The sequence below is a fragment of the Mesorhizobium sp. M0491 genome (assembly GCF_040321265.1).
Taxonomy (GTDB): Bacteria; Pseudomonadota; Alphaproteobacteria; order Rhizobiales; family Rhizobiaceae; genus Mesorhizobium.
The window spans coordinates 20,805-34,472 of sequence record NZ_JAMYRE010000007.1 but is presented as its reverse complement, the minus strand read 5'-3'; the positions used below and the strand labels follow the sequence as shown (position 1 = coordinate 34,472).

The 13,668-nt window shown below is 63.6% G+C and carries 15 protein-coding genes; 5 read left to right on the top strand and 10 right to left on the bottom strand.

What is annotated here, in order from left to right; translation table 11 throughout:
• Positions 1-2 precede the first annotated feature (2 nt).
• The gene (locus tag NKI69_RS10570; RefSeq protein WP_023810261.1) at positions 3-1,226 is read right to left on the bottom strand and encodes a GNAT family N-acetyltransferase; all 1,224 of its coding nucleotides are present in this window, start codon (positions 1,224-1,226) and stop codon (positions 3-5) included.
• Between the two features lie 91 nt (positions 1,227-1,317).
• Between NKI69_RS10570 and NKI69_RS10565 the strand changes: the two genes are divergently transcribed.
• Positions 1,318-2,376, top strand: coding sequence for a polysaccharide deacetylase family protein (locus NKI69_RS10565; protein WP_023810262.1), 1,059 nt, complete (start codon positions 1,318-1,320; stop codon positions 2,374-2,376).
• Between the two features lie 15 nt (positions 2,377-2,391).
• Here the strand turns inward: NKI69_RS10565 and NKI69_RS10560 are convergent, their stop codons facing one another.
• Positions 2,392-2,607, bottom strand: a complete 216-nt coding sequence (locus NKI69_RS10560; protein WP_023810263.1) for a DUF2842 domain-containing protein — start codon at positions 2,605-2,607, stop codon at positions 2,392-2,394.
• Positions 2,608-2,805: 198 nt separating this feature from the next.
• Between NKI69_RS10560 and NKI69_RS10555 the strand changes: the two genes are divergently transcribed.
• Positions 2,806-3,897, top strand: coding sequence for a COX15/CtaA family protein (locus NKI69_RS10555; RefSeq protein ID WP_023810264.1), 1,092 nt, complete (start codon positions 2,806-2,808; stop codon positions 3,895-3,897).
• A gap of 19 nt (positions 3,898-3,916) precedes the next feature.
• Here NKI69_RS10555 and NKI69_RS10550 read toward each other — a convergent pair whose 3' ends face one another.
• From NKI69_RS10550 to speB, 4 genes are all read right to left on the bottom strand, one after another.
• Positions 3,917-4,234 (bottom strand): hypothetical protein, encoded by a 318-nt coding sequence (locus NKI69_RS10550; RefSeq protein WP_023810265.1) that lies wholly within the window; start codon positions 4,232-4,234, stop codon positions 3,917-3,919.
• 78 nt (positions 4,235-4,312) lie between these two features.
• Positions 4,313-5,155 (bottom strand): aminoglycoside phosphotransferase family protein, encoded by an 843-nt coding sequence (locus NKI69_RS10545; RefSeq protein ID WP_352677836.1) that lies wholly within the window; start codon positions 5,153-5,155, stop codon positions 4,313-4,315.
• On the bottom strand, positions 5,152-6,078 hold the full coding sequence (argC, locus tag NKI69_RS10540; protein ID WP_023810266.1) for an N-acetyl-gamma-glutamyl-phosphate reductase: 927 nt from the start codon (positions 6,076-6,078) through the stop codon (positions 5,152-5,154). Before argC ends, NKI69_RS10545 begins: the two co-directional genes overlap by 4 nt.
• A gap of 30 nt (positions 6,079-6,108) precedes the next feature.
• Entirely contained in the window at positions 6,109-7,116 is a 1,008-nt protein-coding gene (gene speB, locus NKI69_RS10535) for an agmatinase (protein WP_023810267.1), read from the bottom strand.
• 123 nt (positions 7,117-7,239) lie between these two features.
• On the opposite strand from speB, the gene NKI69_RS10530 reads away from it, so the two are divergent.
• On the top strand, positions 7,240-8,448 hold the full coding sequence (locus NKI69_RS10530) for an acyltransferase family protein (protein WP_352721206.1): 1,209 nt from the start codon (positions 7,240-7,242) through the stop codon (positions 8,446-8,448).
• Positions 8,449-8,545: 97 nt separating this feature from the next.
• Entirely contained in the window at positions 8,546-9,604 is a 1,059-nt protein-coding gene (locus NKI69_RS10525; protein WP_023810269.1) for a glycerophosphodiester phosphodiesterase family protein, read from the top strand.
• 281 nt (positions 9,605-9,885) lie between these two features.
• Here the strand turns inward: NKI69_RS10525 and NKI69_RS10520 are convergent, their stop codons facing one another.
• Positions 9,886-10,758 (bottom strand): aldo/keto reductase family oxidoreductase, encoded by an 873-nt coding sequence (locus NKI69_RS10520; RefSeq protein ID WP_023810270.1) that lies wholly within the window; start codon positions 10,756-10,758, stop codon positions 9,886-9,888.
• A gap of 91 nt (positions 10,759-10,849) precedes the next feature.
• On the opposite strand from NKI69_RS10520, the gene NKI69_RS10515 reads away from it, so the two are divergent.
• Complete coding sequence (locus NKI69_RS10515; protein WP_023810271.1) at positions 10,850-11,749, top strand: LysR family transcriptional regulator; 900 nt, start codon at positions 10,850-10,852, stop codon at positions 11,747-11,749.
• 156 nt (positions 11,750-11,905) lie between these two features.
• On the opposite strand, the gene rpsI is transcribed toward NKI69_RS10515, so the two are convergent.
• The 3 genes from rpsI to NKI69_RS10500 form a co-directional block, all read right to left on the bottom strand.
• Entirely contained in the window at positions 11,906-12,388 is a 483-nt protein-coding gene (gene rpsI, locus NKI69_RS10510) for a 30S ribosomal protein S9 (RefSeq protein WP_023810272.1), read from the bottom strand.
• Position 12,389: 1 nt separating this feature from the next.
• Positions 12,390-12,854: a 50S ribosomal protein L13 gene (rplM, locus tag NKI69_RS10505; RefSeq protein ID WP_013532205.1), complete on the bottom strand. Its 465-nt coding sequence runs from the start codon at positions 12,852-12,854 to the stop codon at positions 12,390-12,392.
• A gap of 216 nt (positions 12,855-13,070) precedes the next feature.
• Positions 13,071-13,535, bottom strand: coding sequence for a PaaI family thioesterase (locus NKI69_RS10500; protein ID WP_023810273.1), 465 nt, complete (start codon positions 13,533-13,535; stop codon positions 13,071-13,073).
• Positions 13,536-13,668: the final 133 nt, after the last annotated feature.

Sequence of the window (13,668 nt, the reverse complement as noted above, 5' to 3'; positions counted from 1 at the left end):
CGTCAGCTATCTTCTTCCGAGGGCGCTGCCTGACCGGCGGCTTTGCGGCGCAGCACCTTGGTCAGCTTCCAGATCATCGGGCTGTTCTTGACGAAGGCTTTCAGCCGCGCGCCTTGCCGAAGCGTCAGCGCCAGCATGCGGCCCTTCACGGTCAACGGGACCAGCACTTCGAAATGCCGCGTTTCGATATCGCACCACAGCCGCTTGTAAGGCTCATCTCCGACCGAAAAGTCATAGACCTCGAAACCAGTCTCGCAGGCTTCCTGGATGTTGTCGAAGAACAGGAAGTCGCCGGGGCTGGCGTGCCCGAGATCGTCCTCGGCGATCGCTCCGAATTCGCAGATCAGGCGTTTGCCCGAGCGGCTTGAACCGGTGATGGCGCGCAGCTTGCCGGCAACCGCGAGTCCGTGCAGCACGAACGAAGGCTTGTCCTCGGCAAGCGCCTGCATGAACAGCGCGCGGAAGAAGCCGCGTACCTGCGCGTCGCCAAAAACATTGGCGATGCCCATCTTGCGGAAGCGGAGCTCCTTCATCTCGAAGAAGGCGTCGAGCAGCGTGTCCACCTCGTCGGGGGTGCGGGCCTCAATGCGCCGATAGCTGCCTACGGCCTCGAATTTCCGGATCTGCGACCGGTGCTTCTTGCGTTTGCGTTTGCCGCTGGCGCGGGAAAGCAGCGCATCGAAGCCGCCGGCGAGATCGACGGCTAGCGACAGATTGGGGCTGGAAAAATGGTCGAGCGATGCGAGCGGATTGGCGACGCCGTCGAGATCGGGCAGCAACCGCTCGAGCGCGACCAGATCGATGTCCGGGCGTGCCTTGGCGATGGCCGCCAGTACCGATCGGAGGGCCGGTATATCCGCCTTGGCCAGCCAGTTCGGGTCCGCGGCGACGAAGTTGCCGTTGGCGTGGCGCCCACCCATGAAGCGGGCGATCCGGAACAGCCCCTTGGAGGCAACCTCCAGCGCCAGCGAAAAAACCGGTTTGCCCTCGACACTCAGCGTCGCGACAAGCAGGTCCGGTCGTGTCTCGGCCGCCCAATTCTGGACCCAGGCAGCACTCTGCGCCGGCCCAAACAAAGCCGAGCGGCAGAACTCGGCATAGGCCGCGAGTCCGTCCGTGGACGCCACTGAAATCGACAGGTCGGCATGGTCCCGTGGCAAGGCCCGCGACGATGCCTCGGTCGCCGCAAGCCGATTGCCGTCAAATGACGCAGTTGCGTCAACCATACCTCAATCCTTAGGGCGTATTGATCGCGATTTGGGGGTTCGCATAGGCGCATTCCGTGCTTGGATCAGCCTAGGCGCAAAAGGTGAATGAATGATCGACGGCGGGGAGGCAATCCGGAAACTGGCGCTGAACGTCGCCCGCTATACCGGCCTTGCACCGCTGGCCAAGCCGTTCATCGGCGGCATTGGCGCCATCCTGATGCTGCACCGTGTTACCGCGACGCCGGAAAAGCCGGACAGCGTCAACCGGCATCTGAATATCGCGCCCGGCTTCCTTGACGCCATGATCGCCGACATGAAGGCGCATGGCTATGCCTTCGTCTCCATGGACGAAGCGGTGGAGTGCATCAAGGTGGGCGGCAAAGGCGGTCAGTTTGCCACGATCACCGCCGACGATGCCTATCGCGACAACATGGTCGAGGCGCTGCCGGTGCTCGAGAAGCACGGCGCGCCGATCACCATCTATGTCGCGCCCGGGCTGATCAACGGCACAGCCGACCTGTGGTGGGACGTTGTCGAGGACATCGTCAACGCGCGCGATACCCTCACTCTGACGCGGCCGAACGGTCCCCTGACGATCGATTGCTCGACCCCCGCGAAGAAATTGCAGGCCAATGCACGCCTGCACGCCTATCTCACCTCGGAAGTCCGCGAGGAGGACCTGCAGGCCGTGTTGCGTGACCTGGCTCGCGCAAACGGCATCGACGCCGACGGCCCACGCTTGCGCACATTGATGAGCTGGGATGAAATCCGTCGCATCGCCGCGCATCCGCTGGTGACGATCGGCGCCCATACGATCAACCACAGCAACCTGAAGCGGCTCTCCGAAGCCGATGCCCGGCACGAGGTTGGCGCCGTGCGCGCCATGTTGCAGGCCGAACTGGGCGAAATGCCCCGCCATTTCGCTTATCCCTATGGCTATGCCAGCGCCGTCGGCTGCCGCGAAGTGGGCTTTGCCCGCGACGCCGGCTATACCTCCGCCGTGACGACGCGCCACGGCGTGCTGCGCGCCGAGCATGCCGGGTTCCTGCACGCCTTGCCGCGCATCTCCGTCAACGGCCGCTACCAGAGCCTCGCCCACATCCGCACCATGCTGTCGGGCGTGACGACGCCGCTCGCCAACGCCGGCAAGATGGTCGTCACCATCTGACGCTGGCGTTTTCGCCTAGCGCTTGGCTCTCGGCTCCAGCATCAGCCACTTGATGATGCCCATCGCCGGCAGCACCCAGAGCAGGCCGCTGAGCAAGAAAAAAAGGAAATGCACCCACGGACCCGACTCCGACAGCCGGGCGACCGCGAAGATCGATGCGACCAGCGCATAGACGATGACCAGCGCCACCAGCAGAAACATTCCGATCAGCTTTTTGAGACGCAGGGGCATGGTTGGTCTCCTGATCGAGCATGCCGGAATTTGCACAGGCGGCTTGGCAGGCTCAAGGGGTATTGGCCTCGCATATGCCTTGAGGCGAGACTGTGCAACCGGTGAGACGCGGCGCGACGGCGTGCCGCGCCGTATGGTCTTGCCAGCACGGGTGCGATGGTCCACCAATCCGCCAAATCAACCTGCCGGGACAAGATCATGGCTGCCATATCAGCTGCCGCGCCATACGTCGCCCGCGACCGCGACCTGCATAACCGGGCGCTGCTGCGCGGCTGGCTCTATGTGGTGCTTCTGGTGCTGTTTGCGCTGGTGCTGGTCGGCGGCGCCACCAGGCTCACCGATTCCGGCCTGTCGATTACGCAGTGGAAGCCGATCCATGGCGTGATCCCGCCGCTCAACGACGCCGAGTGGCAAGAGGAATTCCAGCTCTATCAGCAGATCCCGCAATATGCCGAGCTCAACAAGGGCATGAGCATCGAGGCCTTCAAGTCGATCTTCTGGTGGGAATGGGCGCACCGCATCCTGGCGCGCAGCGTCGGTCTGGTCTTTGCGTTGCCGCTGCTGGTTTTCTGGGCGACGCGCCGCATCGAGCGCGGCCTGGGCCCGAAACTCGTGGGCATTCTCCTGCTTGGCGGCCTGCAGGGCGCCATCGGCTGGTGGATGGTGGCTTCAGGACTGGTCGACCGTGTGTCCGTGAGCCAGTACCGGCTGGCGACCCACCTGACGCTTGCCGCGCTGATCTTCACCGCCACCATGGTGGTCGCGCGAGGGTTGGCGCCGCATTCCGAGCCTGCCGCCGATAGGTCGACGCAGAGGCTGGCCGGCTTCATCGTGCTGCTGGCGCTGATCCAGATCTATCTCGGCGGCCTGGTCGCCGGGCTCGACGCCGGCCTCAGCTACAACACCTGGCCGCTGATGGATGGCAAGATCATCCCGGGCGATCTGCTGATCCTCGAGCCGGCATGGCGCAACTTCTTCGAGAGCCCGAAGACGGTGCAGTTCGTCCATCGGCTTGGCGCTTACACGGTATTCGTCGTGGCGTTGTGGCACATGATCGCCACGCGCCGGCGGCTGCCTGAAACAACGCATGCGCGCCGCGCGACGCTGCTGTTCTTGGCTGTGCTGGTGCAGGCCTCGATCGGCATCGGCACGCTGCTGATGCATGTGCCGCTGCATATGGCGCTGACCCATCAGGGATTTGCGCTCATCGTCCTGGGGTTTGCAGCCGCCCATTGGCGCGGCACCAAGGGCGCCTATCCCTTGCCGCACGAAATCGCACGCAGGGCCTGACCTCGAACCGATCGGCCAACTACATCCAGAATTCGTTTGTAGATGTCGTCTTCTCGCCATCGAATTCCGCCTGCCGCAACGCCGCGGCGGACGGCGCGGACTGGTCCTGAGCGGCTTTGGCTACCTTGTCGGCGGCCTTGAGCGCATCGAGCCTGGCCTGGGCCACGGCGATATCCTGCTGCACCTGGGCAGCCTTTACCTGATCCGTGATCGCCTTGGCCTGGTCTTCCAGGTCCTGGATCTGCTTTTCGAGCGCGGCCTCCTGGGCTGCATTGCTCGAGGAACTCGACGAGGAATACTGGGCTGCCTGGGAGGAACCCGAAATCGCGCTGACCATGACAAATCCCGAAGTGGAGCCGAGGCCAGTCAGTAGCCCATCGCTGTGAACAAGCGATTACCGCGCCGCAGCCCGCGATCAGAAGCTTGCCCGCACCGCCCGGATCGCCTCGGCGATCGACAATTCGCGGCTCTCCTCGACCTCATTGTCGTCCTCATGATGCCAGGCAGCCGACAGGCAACCATAGGCGATGGCATGATCAAGGACGGCTGGTGGCGTCTGGCCCAGTGTTTTGGCGAAGATCTCGGCCATATGCGCGATCCGCTCCGGATCGAGGCAAAGCTCGTCCCGGTCGAGCGGGTTGTAGAACATGTTCGCGGCGTCGAAGCCGGGGTCGCCGAGAACGCCCTTCGGATCGATCGCCAGCCAGCCGCGCGGCCCGTGCAGGATGTTTTCGTGATGCAGGTCGCCGTGCAGGGGCCTGATATCGTGCGGATTGGCCAGCAGTCGATCGGCGATGATGGCGGCCTCGACATAGAGGCTGTCATGGCCCGAATCGCGGTCGATTGTCGCCTTCTTGAACAGGCTTGAAAACCGTTCCCGGAGCGGCTGAAGCTCGGGCGGGAAGGGGTCTTTCCCCTGTGAAAATAGTTTCGCCATCACCTCGGCCGCGATTTCGGTGGCGGCGTTGTCGCCCTGTTGGTCGAGCACCTGCTCCAACAAGGTCTCACCGGCATATTCGAGCAGCATGCTGTGGCCGTCGCGGCCGAGCAGGCGCACCGCGCCTTCGCCGCGTCGCCAGGCGAGATAATGCTCGCCGCGCAACTCGTCGGCGACGTCGTCGAAAGGCTTGAGCGCCTTGACGATCGCCGGCGAGCCGTCTGCGCGCAAAACCTTCCAGATGCGGCTCGAAAAGGTCTCGGCAATGAGTTCGGGTGCGCTGACTTTCCAGCGCGCCGGAAAGGCGGGCGTGTCCATCAGAGGCCGAGCATCAGATCCATGTTCTGCACGGCGGCGCCCGAGGCACCCTTGCCGAGATTGTCGTAGACCGCCAGCAGCAGGGCCTGCGCCCGTTTGTCATTGGCGAAGACATAGACCTTCATCCGGTTGGTGCCGTTGTAGACCTCGGGATCGATCTCCGGCATGCGCTCCGAATGCGCATAGGGCGCCACCTCGACCACGCCGCCCTTGATAGCGGCGAAATGGTCGGCAATCGCCGCATGCAGTTCCGCACCGGTCGGCACATGGTCGAGGCCGCCAAGCTGCAACGGCACGACGGTGATCATGCCTTGCGCGAAATTGCCGACCGCCGGCTGCATGATCGGATCATGCGACAGCCTGGCATAGGCCCTCAATTCCGGCACGTGCTTGTGCTGAAGGGTGAGGCCGTAGGGCAGGAATTCCGAGGCGTCCTCGCCCTTGGCGACATAGTCCTCAATCATCGGCCGTCCGCCGCCCGAATAGCCCGAAATGCCGTTGACGGTGATCGGGAAATCCGCCGGCAGCAGGCCTGATGTGACCAGCGGCCGCAGCGTGGCGATCGGTCCCTGCGGCCAGCAGCCTGGATTGGCGACGCGTTTTGCCGAGGCGATCGCCTTTGCCTGGTCCTTGTCCATCTCGGCGAAACCATACGCCCAGCCTTCCGCCACGCGATGCGCGGTCGACGCATCGATGACTTTGGTGGTGTCGTTGGCGATCAGCGAGACGCTTTCCTTCGCCGCGTCGTCGGGCAGGCACAGGATCGCGACATCGGCGGCGTTGAGGAACTCGGCGCGTGCCGCCGTTTCCTTGCGGCGTTCGGTCGGGATGGAAATGATCTCCAGATCACTGCGCTCGGTAAGCAGCGCCCTGATCTGCAGGCCTGTGGTGCCGTGTTCGCCGTCGATGAAGATTTTCGGTTTCATGGGTTGATCAAATTCCTTGGTATTTCAACACTATATGCCCTGACCTTGAATCACTGCGGCACCATTGTGGTTGCCGTTGTTCAACTCTTCAAGCCGGGCCTTTCGCTCAGCCAGCAGGCCGAGATATTGCATGGCCACCATCGAGCCGGCGATCGCCGTTATATCGGCGTGATCATAGGCCGGCGCAACCTCTACGACATCGGCGCCGACAATATCGATCTGGTTGAGCTGGCGCAGCGTTGACAGGATTTTCGCCGAGGACGGTCCGCCGGCGACCGGCGTGCCGGTTCCCGGCGCATAGGCCGGATCGAGGCAGTCGATGTCGAAGGTGAGATAGGTCTTCTTGCCGCCGGTGCGGTCAACGATGGCGTAGGCGATATCGGACGCCCGCATCTCCTCGATTTCATGGCCATGGAGGATCTTGATGCCGAACGTGTCGGGCGCATGAGTTCGGATGCCGATCTGGATCGAGCGGTCGGGATCGATGATGCCTTCCTTGACGGCACGGCCTACGAAGGATCCGTGATCGATGCGCTTGCCGTCGTCCGGCCAGGTGTCCTGATGGGCGTCGAACTGCACCAAGGCGAGCGGACCATGGATGGCGGCATGCGCCTTGAGCAGCGGCCAGGTGACGAAATGATCGCCGCCGAGCGTCAGCAGGAAGGCGCCCGACTTCAGGATCTTGGCCGCTTCACGTTCGATCGTGCCGGGTGTCTTCTGATGATTGCCCGAATCGAGCAGGCAATCGCCATAGTCGACGACCGCCAGATGCTCGAACAGATCGCGTGAAAACGGATATTGCGGGTCGTTGTCGAGGATCGCCGAGGCACGGCGGATGGCCTGCGGCCCGAAGCGGGCGCCCGGCCGGTTGGTGACGGCGGCATCGAAGGGAATACCCCATACCACAGCATCCGCGCCCTTCACGTCCTTGGTGTATTTGCGCCGCATGAACGACAGCGCGCCGGAATAGGTCGGCTCGAACGCGGCGCCCGTTTTGGAACGGGCGGTGAAGGCGTTGTCGATGTTGTTGTTCGCCATTACGGATCCTCGTTTTTCATCGGGTTGCAACAACTACAGAACCGGCACGGAAGATGCCAGTCACAGCTTGGCGAGACGGAATGGCGCTGCCCGAGTGCCACGGCAAGACAGGATTGTATCATCATGACGCAGACCGCGTTTCTCAACCCCACCCGTGCCGCGGCGTCGACCCACACCGGCACGGTCGCCGGTGAACGCTTCCTGGTGCTCGATTCGTGGCGTGGCATCTGCGCGCTTCTGGTGGCGCTGTTTCACTTTCCGACCGCTTCGACGATTTCGCAAAGCGCCTTCATCGGTTCGTCCTACCAGTTCGTCGATTTCTTCTTCGTCCTTTCCGGCTTCGTCATCGCCAGCAGCTACGGCGATCGGCTGAACCAGCCGGAACAGGTCGCGCGCTTCGCCTTGGTCCGTTTCGGCCGCATCTACCCGCTGCACCTGCTCATGCTTGCCGCCTTTGCCGGCTTCGAGCTGCTGCGGCTGATGCTGCCGCAACTGCATGGAACCGGGGCTGCTCCCTTCACCGGCGGCTTCGATCTCAAGAGTTTGCTTGCCAATCTTCTCCTGCTCCAGGGTGTCGGCTTCGAGGATCAGCTGACCTGGAATGCGCCGAGCTGGAGCATTTCGGCCGAGTTCTTCGCCTATCTCTTGTTTGCCGGCGTGGTCTTCGTCGCCGGCGCGCGCGCCTGGATATGGTTCGTTGCCGCCGCCGTCACCGCACCGCTGTTCCTGCTCGGCTTCTCGACCCATCATATGGATGTGTCCTTCGATTTCGGCTTCATCCGCTGCCTGTATGGCTTCTCGCTCGGCGCCTTGCTGGCCTGGTTTCAGCATGATTCCATTGCAGGGGCGCGACAGGTCCTCGCCAGGAGTGGCCCGCGGATGGCCTGGACCCTTGCCGAGATCGTCATGGTGGCGGTCATCGTGCTTTTCGTCTCGCTGGCGGGCGACAATGATTTTGGCATCGCGGCCCCCCTGGTGTTCGCGCTGGCGCTGTTTCTGTTCGCCCATGAAGGCGGCTGGATCAGCGCCTTGCTGAGAGCCCCGTTCATGCTGACCCTCGGCGCGCTGTCCTACTCGATCTACATGGTCCACGTCTTCGTTCAGGCGCGCATGATCAACGTCGCCGGGCTCGTCGAGCGCAAGCTCGGCCTCGGCCTGATCGGCGACTTCACGCTGCGCGGCCAGCCTGCCACCGGCTTCGGTGCCGGCTGGATGGGAGCGGTGGCAATCGCCGTCATGCTCGCCGCCACCATTGCCGCCTCCTGGATCACTTGGCGCCTCATTGAGATGCCGGCCATGGCGTGGTTCCGCAGGCTCTCAAAACGCATCTGACGCGCACTCCCCGCGAACAACCGCTAGCCGGCTTCGTTCACCTGGATGTCACGAGGGTCGCCTATCCCGATTTCGATCCGGCAAGGAGCGATTCTCGATGCGGACCATCTGGCTGAGCCTTCTGTTTTCCTCGGCACTTGCGGCCTTTTCTGGCCAGTCATTGGCCGGCGAGACCCGCGCCAGGCAGATTCTTGACCGCTTCGAGCACGCCAACCAGTGGCGCGACCACGTCATGGTGGTCGCGCATCGCGCCGGCAGCATGCAGGCGGGCAAGACGCTCTACGCGGAAAATTCGATTGCCGCCGTGGAGGGGGCGATCGCGATGGGCGCAGAAATCGTCGAGGTCGATATCAGGCGCTCGAAGGACGGTGAGTTCGTCGTCATGCATGACAGCTGGCTCGACCGCACCACGACCTGCAAGGGCGAGGTGGTCAAATACACACTGGCCGAACTGAAGACCTGCAGGCTGGTGATCGAGGGCACCGGCGCCGTCACCAATGAGACGGTTTCGACGCTGCGCGAGATGCTCATGGCAACCAGGGACAGGATCCTCATCAACCTCGACAACAAGCTCGACGTCGGCGACCTCTCGGGCATGATCGCGGTGGCTCGCGATCTCGGCTTGGCCGAGCAGGTCATCGTCAAGGAGAATTTGTGGAACCAGGCCAGGATCACCACGGTTAAGGCCGCCATGGCCGCTATCGGCGGCGGCTTCCAGTTCATGCCGATCATCGCCGATGATGCGGTGCGTGATGCCGGCTTCGCCCGGACGGTCGACCATGCCTTTTCGCCGCGCGCGATCGAGCTCATCAACTGGCGGGCAGGCGCCGACACGCTGACCGAAGCCGGCGGGCCGCTGTTCAGCACGCGCATGCGCGCGGCCGCGGTCAGGGGCAACTGGCACATCTGGGCCGACACCTACGCCATCGCCAACAAACCGGGCGGCTTCCTGGCGGGCGGCCGCGGTGACGAACTGGCCATACAGGCCAGCCTGCCGCGCGAAGCCTGGGGTTTCTGGGCCGATCGCGGCGCCACCATCATCCAGACCGACGAGCCGAAGGCGGCCATCGGCTGGCTGGCGGCGAATGGTTTTCGCGTGCCCTATGCGGACGAGGCGCGGCCCGTTGAGCCGGCGAATACGGCCAGTATCAATTAGCAATCCGATGCTGGCGCAGTCACCCCACCTTGGGAACGCCGGCGCCATCACCCCACCCGGCGCTGCGCGCCGACCTCCCCATCGAGGGGAGGTAGGAGGTCGCGGCTATTTTCGATCCGCCGGGGGCCTGCACGACCAGGTAGTAGTCTGGATGTAAAGCGCGGCGCCCCACCTCCCCTTGATGGGGAGGTCGGCGCGAAGCGGGCGGGGTTACTGCCGAGCCCTAAAAAGGCCGTCCGAAGACGGCCTTAGCTTCCATAGCTGCATGCAGGTCCTGCGCCTCAAGCCGCCGTCGCCATCCCATCCAACTCTCCCAGCACATCATCTGAAAGTACCAGTTCGGCAGCCGCGAGGTTCTCCCTGAGATGCCCGACCGACGATGTACCGGGGATCAACAGGATGTTGGGCGCGCGGCGCAGCAGCCAGGCGAGCGCAACCTGCATTGGCGTGGCGCCGAGGCGCGTTGCGACGTCCGACAGGGTGGAGGATTGCAGCGGGTTGAAGCCGCCGAGCGGGAAGAACGGCACATAGGCAATGCCGTCGCGGGCAAGATCGTCGATCAGGGCGTCGTCGCCGCGATGCGCAAGATTGTACTGGTTCTGCACGCAGACGATCTCGGCGATCCCGCGTCCTTGCGCGATCTGGGCCGGCGTCACGTTGCTCAATCCTATGTGCCTGACCAGGCCCTGTTGTTGAAGCTCGGCCAGCACGGTGAGCGGCGCTTCGATCGATCCCTCGGCTGGACCATGGGTATCGAACATGATGCGTAGGTTGACGACGTCGAGCACATCGAGCCCGAGATTGCTGAGATTGTCATGCACCGCCTGGGTCAGCGCTTCGGCAGAAAAGGCCGGCAACCACGATCCATCCGCGCCGCGCCGGGCGCCGGTCTTGGTGACGATGACGAGATCGTCAGGGTAGGGCGCCAGCGCTTCGCGGATCAAAAGGTTGGTGACGTGCGGGCCATAGAAGTCGCTGGTGTCGATATGGTCGATCCCCTGCGCAATCGCCTCGCGCAGCACGGCCAATGCCGCGTCATGGTCCCTAGGCGGTCCGAAAACGCCGGGACCGGCGAGCTGCATGGCGCCGTAGCCGAGCCGCTTCACGGTATGACTGCCGAGCTTAAAGGTGCCGGATTGTTGGATGTTGGACATGATTGATCTCCTTTGAGGAGGCAGAGATAGGCGCTGCCCAACCTCGTGATAATCCGGTACAATCCACACAGGCCGTGCGGAATGGCGAACAATGATGGACCTCAGCGATCTGAACGCCTTCGTGGCGGTGGCGCGCGCCGGCGGTTTTCGCGATGGCGCGCGTGCGAGCGGCGGCAGCGCCTCCGGGTTGAGTGAGGCGGTGCGTCGCCTGGAAGTGCAGCTTGGCGTCAGGTTGTTCAATCGCACGACGCGCAGCGTTGTTCCCACCGAGGCGGGCCTCAGCCTGCTGGAGCGGCTCGGCCCGGCGCTGTCGGAGGTGGAGGCGGCGCTGGACGTGGTGAACGGCTTTCGCGACAGGCCGGCGGGCTCGCTGCGTCTCAATGTGCCGGTCAGCGCCGCGCGGTTGATCTTGCCCGATATCGTGCCGGGTTTCCTCGCCGCCTATCCCGGCATCCGGCTGGAGGTGATCGCCGATGAGAACTTCGTCGATGTGCTGGCGGCCGGGTGCGACGCCGGCATCCGCTATGACGAGCGGCTGGAGCAGGACATGATCGCGGTGCCGATCGGACCGCGCGTGCAGCGCTTCGCCACCGCCGCCAGCCCTGCCTATCTTGCTCGCCATGGGCGACCGCAACACCCGAGCGATCTGCTTGGCCACTCTTGCGTGCGCGGGCGCTTTGCCAGCGGTGCGATGCTGCCCTGGGAGTTCGAGCGCGACGGTGAGGTGGTGCGGGTCGATCCGACAGGGCCGCTGATCGTGCGCATCGGCGGCGCGACCGATCTTGCCGTCGATACGGCCATCGCGGGCACAGGCATCATCGGCCTCTTCGAGGGCTGGCTTCGCCCTTACTTCGAAAGCGGCGCGCTTGAGCCCATTCTCGAACCGTGGTGGCCGAGTTTTCCCGGACCGTTCCTCTATTATCCCGGCCGGCGCCTGGTTCCGGCCCCGCTGCGGGCGTTCATCGACTATATCAAGGGCGGCAAGGCCTGACCTGTTTTGTGACGGCGCCATCACCCCACCGGCACTACGCGCCGACCTGCCCGTCGAGGGGAGGTCGCGCCGCAGGCGCGGATGGGGTGACTGCCGAGCCGCAAACAAAAAGGCCGCCCGGAGGCGGCCTTTCGATGGTCTGAAGCTGCGGAGCGTTTAGCGCTTCGAGAACTGGAACGAACGACGGGCCTTCGCCTTGCCGTACTTCTTGCGCTCGACGACGCGGCTGTCGCGGGTCAGGAAGCCGCCCTTCTTGAGCACGGCGCGCAGCGTCGGCTCGTAGTAGGTCAGCGCCTTGGAGATACCGTGACGCACGGCGCCAGCCTGGCCGGAGAGACCGCCGCCGACAACTGTCGCGACGATGTCGTACTGCCCGGCGCGGTTGGAGGCGATGATCGGCTGGTTGAGGATCATCTGCAGGACCGGACGCGCGAAATAGGTCGCGAATTCCTTGTCGTTGACGATGATCTTGCCGGAACCCGGCTTCACCCAGACGCGCGCAATGGCGTTCTTGCGCTTGCCGGTGGCATAGGCGCGGCCCGACTTGTCGAGCTTCTGGACGTGGACGGGGGCCGCCGGCTGGGTATTGGTGTTGCCGGTGGCGGCGCCCAGTTCTGCGAGCGAGGAAAGCTCAGCCATCTTATGCGACCTTCTTGTTCTTGGCGTTCAGCTTGGCCACGTCGAGCACGACGGGCTGCTGGGCGACATGCGGATGCTCGGCACCTGCATAGACGCGCAGGTTCTTCATCTGGCGACGGCCGAGCGGGCCACGCGGGACCATGCGCTCAACGGCCTTCTCGACGACACGCTCGGGGAAACGACCCTCGAGCAGCTGGCGCGCGGTGCGCTCCTTGATGCCGCCTGGGTGGCCGGTGTGCCAGTAATAGACCTTGTCGGTGAACTTCTTGCCGGTGAACACCACCTTGTCGGCATTGATGACGATGACGTTGTCGCCGTCGTCGACATGCGGGGTGAAGGTCGGCTTGTGCTTGCCGCGAAGATGATTGGCGATGACGGTGGCCAGACGACCGACGACGAGACCTTCGGCGTCGATCAGGATCCACTTCTTCACCACATCCGCAGGCTTCTGCGAAAAGGTTGTCATGTTTTCTGCTCTCGGTTCTGACCTTCACGAGGGAAGGCGTTTCTTGTTGCTTGGATTGTCGGAAGGACGCTGCCCGCCGCCAATAACAAAACGGCGGCCTTTGCGGGCCGCTGCTTCGTGATGGGCTTATAGGCGAGGGTGTTTGTGGCGTCAAGGTGCACGAAACGGTGGATAGCAGGTAAAGTACTGCAAAAACAATAGTTTAGTTAAAAGGTATTATTTTACCACATCGCCATTTCGCTTTGGCGGGATCGAATAGGTGCCGGTGGCGTGCGCCACAGTGTGCCGGTCCGGGCCGGCGACGATGTCGATGTCGAACACCATCAGGCTCTTTCCGAGCTTCAGGATGCGGCAATGGCCATCGATCGGTCCGGCCTCGGCCTTGCGCACGAAATTGATGTCGAGGTTGACGGTAACGGAAAGCGCATCCGGCCCGGCATGGCTGAGCACGCAGACGTAGCCGCCAATGTCGGCCAGCGTGAACAGCGAAGGGCCGGATACGGTGCCGCCCGGACGCAAGTGCCGCTCGCCGGCGTTGAGCCGCACGGTGCAGCCGCCGGGGAACACGTCGATCGCCTCGAAATATTTGAACTGCTCATTGAGCTGCGGATAGACGGTCTCCAGCAGCGCATTGACTTGTTGCGCGGTCAGCACCGGCTTCAAATTGGTTTGGGCGGGCATGTCGGTCTCTCGTTTTTGGCCTACCTGTATGGGCGCGGCGCGGCATTTCTGACAATCTTCGTCCCCTGGTGCAAGCGATCGGTGTTGGACGAAACCTGATCCGGTATTAGATACTCTGGCAGCCCCAGCGGAA

Excerpts from the sequence above, each read along its gene's own strand:
- NKI69_RS10515 (WP_023810271.1), top strand. The coding sequence starts at position 10,850 with ATGATGGACCTCAGCGATCTGAACGCCTTCGTGGCGGTGGCGCGCGCC.
- NKI69_RS10560 (WP_023810263.1), bottom strand. The coding sequence starts at position 2,607 with ATGCCCCTGCGTCTCAAAAAGCTGATCGGAATGTTTCTGCTGGTGGCG.
- NKI69_RS10530 (WP_352721206.1), top strand. The coding sequence starts at position 7,240 with ATGACGCAGACCGCGTTTCTCAACCCCACCCGTGCCGCGGCGTCGACC.
- NKI69_RS10555 (WP_023810264.1), top strand. The coding sequence starts at position 2,806 with ATGGCTGCCATATCAGCTGCCGCGCCATACGTCGCCCGCGACCGCGAC.
- rpsI (WP_023810272.1), bottom strand. The coding sequence starts at position 12,388 with ATGGCTGAGCTTTCCTCGCTCGCAGAACTGGGCGCCGCCACCGGCAAC.
- NKI69_RS10525 (WP_023810269.1), top strand. The coding sequence starts at position 8,546 with ATGCGGACCATCTGGCTGAGCCTTCTGTTTTCCTCGGCACTTGCGGCC.
- speB (WP_023810267.1), bottom strand. The coding sequence starts at position 7,116 with ATGGCGAACAACAACATCGACAACGCCTTCACCGCCCGTTCCAAAACG.
- NKI69_RS10500 (WP_023810273.1), bottom strand. The coding sequence starts at position 13,535 with ATGCCCGCCCAAACCAATTTGAAGCCGGTGCTGACCGCGCAACAAGTC.
- NKI69_RS10520 (WP_023810270.1), bottom strand. The coding sequence starts at position 10,758 with ATGTCCAACATCCAACAATCCGGCACCTTTAAGCTCGGCAGTCATACC.
- NKI69_RS10565 (WP_023810262.1), top strand. The coding sequence starts at position 1,318 with ATGATCGACGGCGGGGAGGCAATCCGGAAACTGGCGCTGAACGTCGCC.
- argC (WP_023810266.1), bottom strand. The coding sequence starts at position 6,078 with ATGAAACCGAAAATCTTCATCGACGGCGAACACGGCACCACAGGCCTG.
- rplM (WP_013532205.1), bottom strand. The coding sequence starts at position 12,854 with ATGACAACCTTTTCGCAGAAGCCTGCGGATGTGGTGAAGAAGTGGATC.
- NKI69_RS10570 (WP_023810261.1), bottom strand. The coding sequence starts at position 1,226 with ATGGTTGACGCAACTGCGTCATTTGACGGCAATCGGCTTGCGGCGACC.
- NKI69_RS10550 (WP_023810265.1), bottom strand. The coding sequence starts at position 4,234 with ATGGTCAGCGCGATTTCGGGTTCCTCCCAGGCAGCCCAGTATTCCTCG.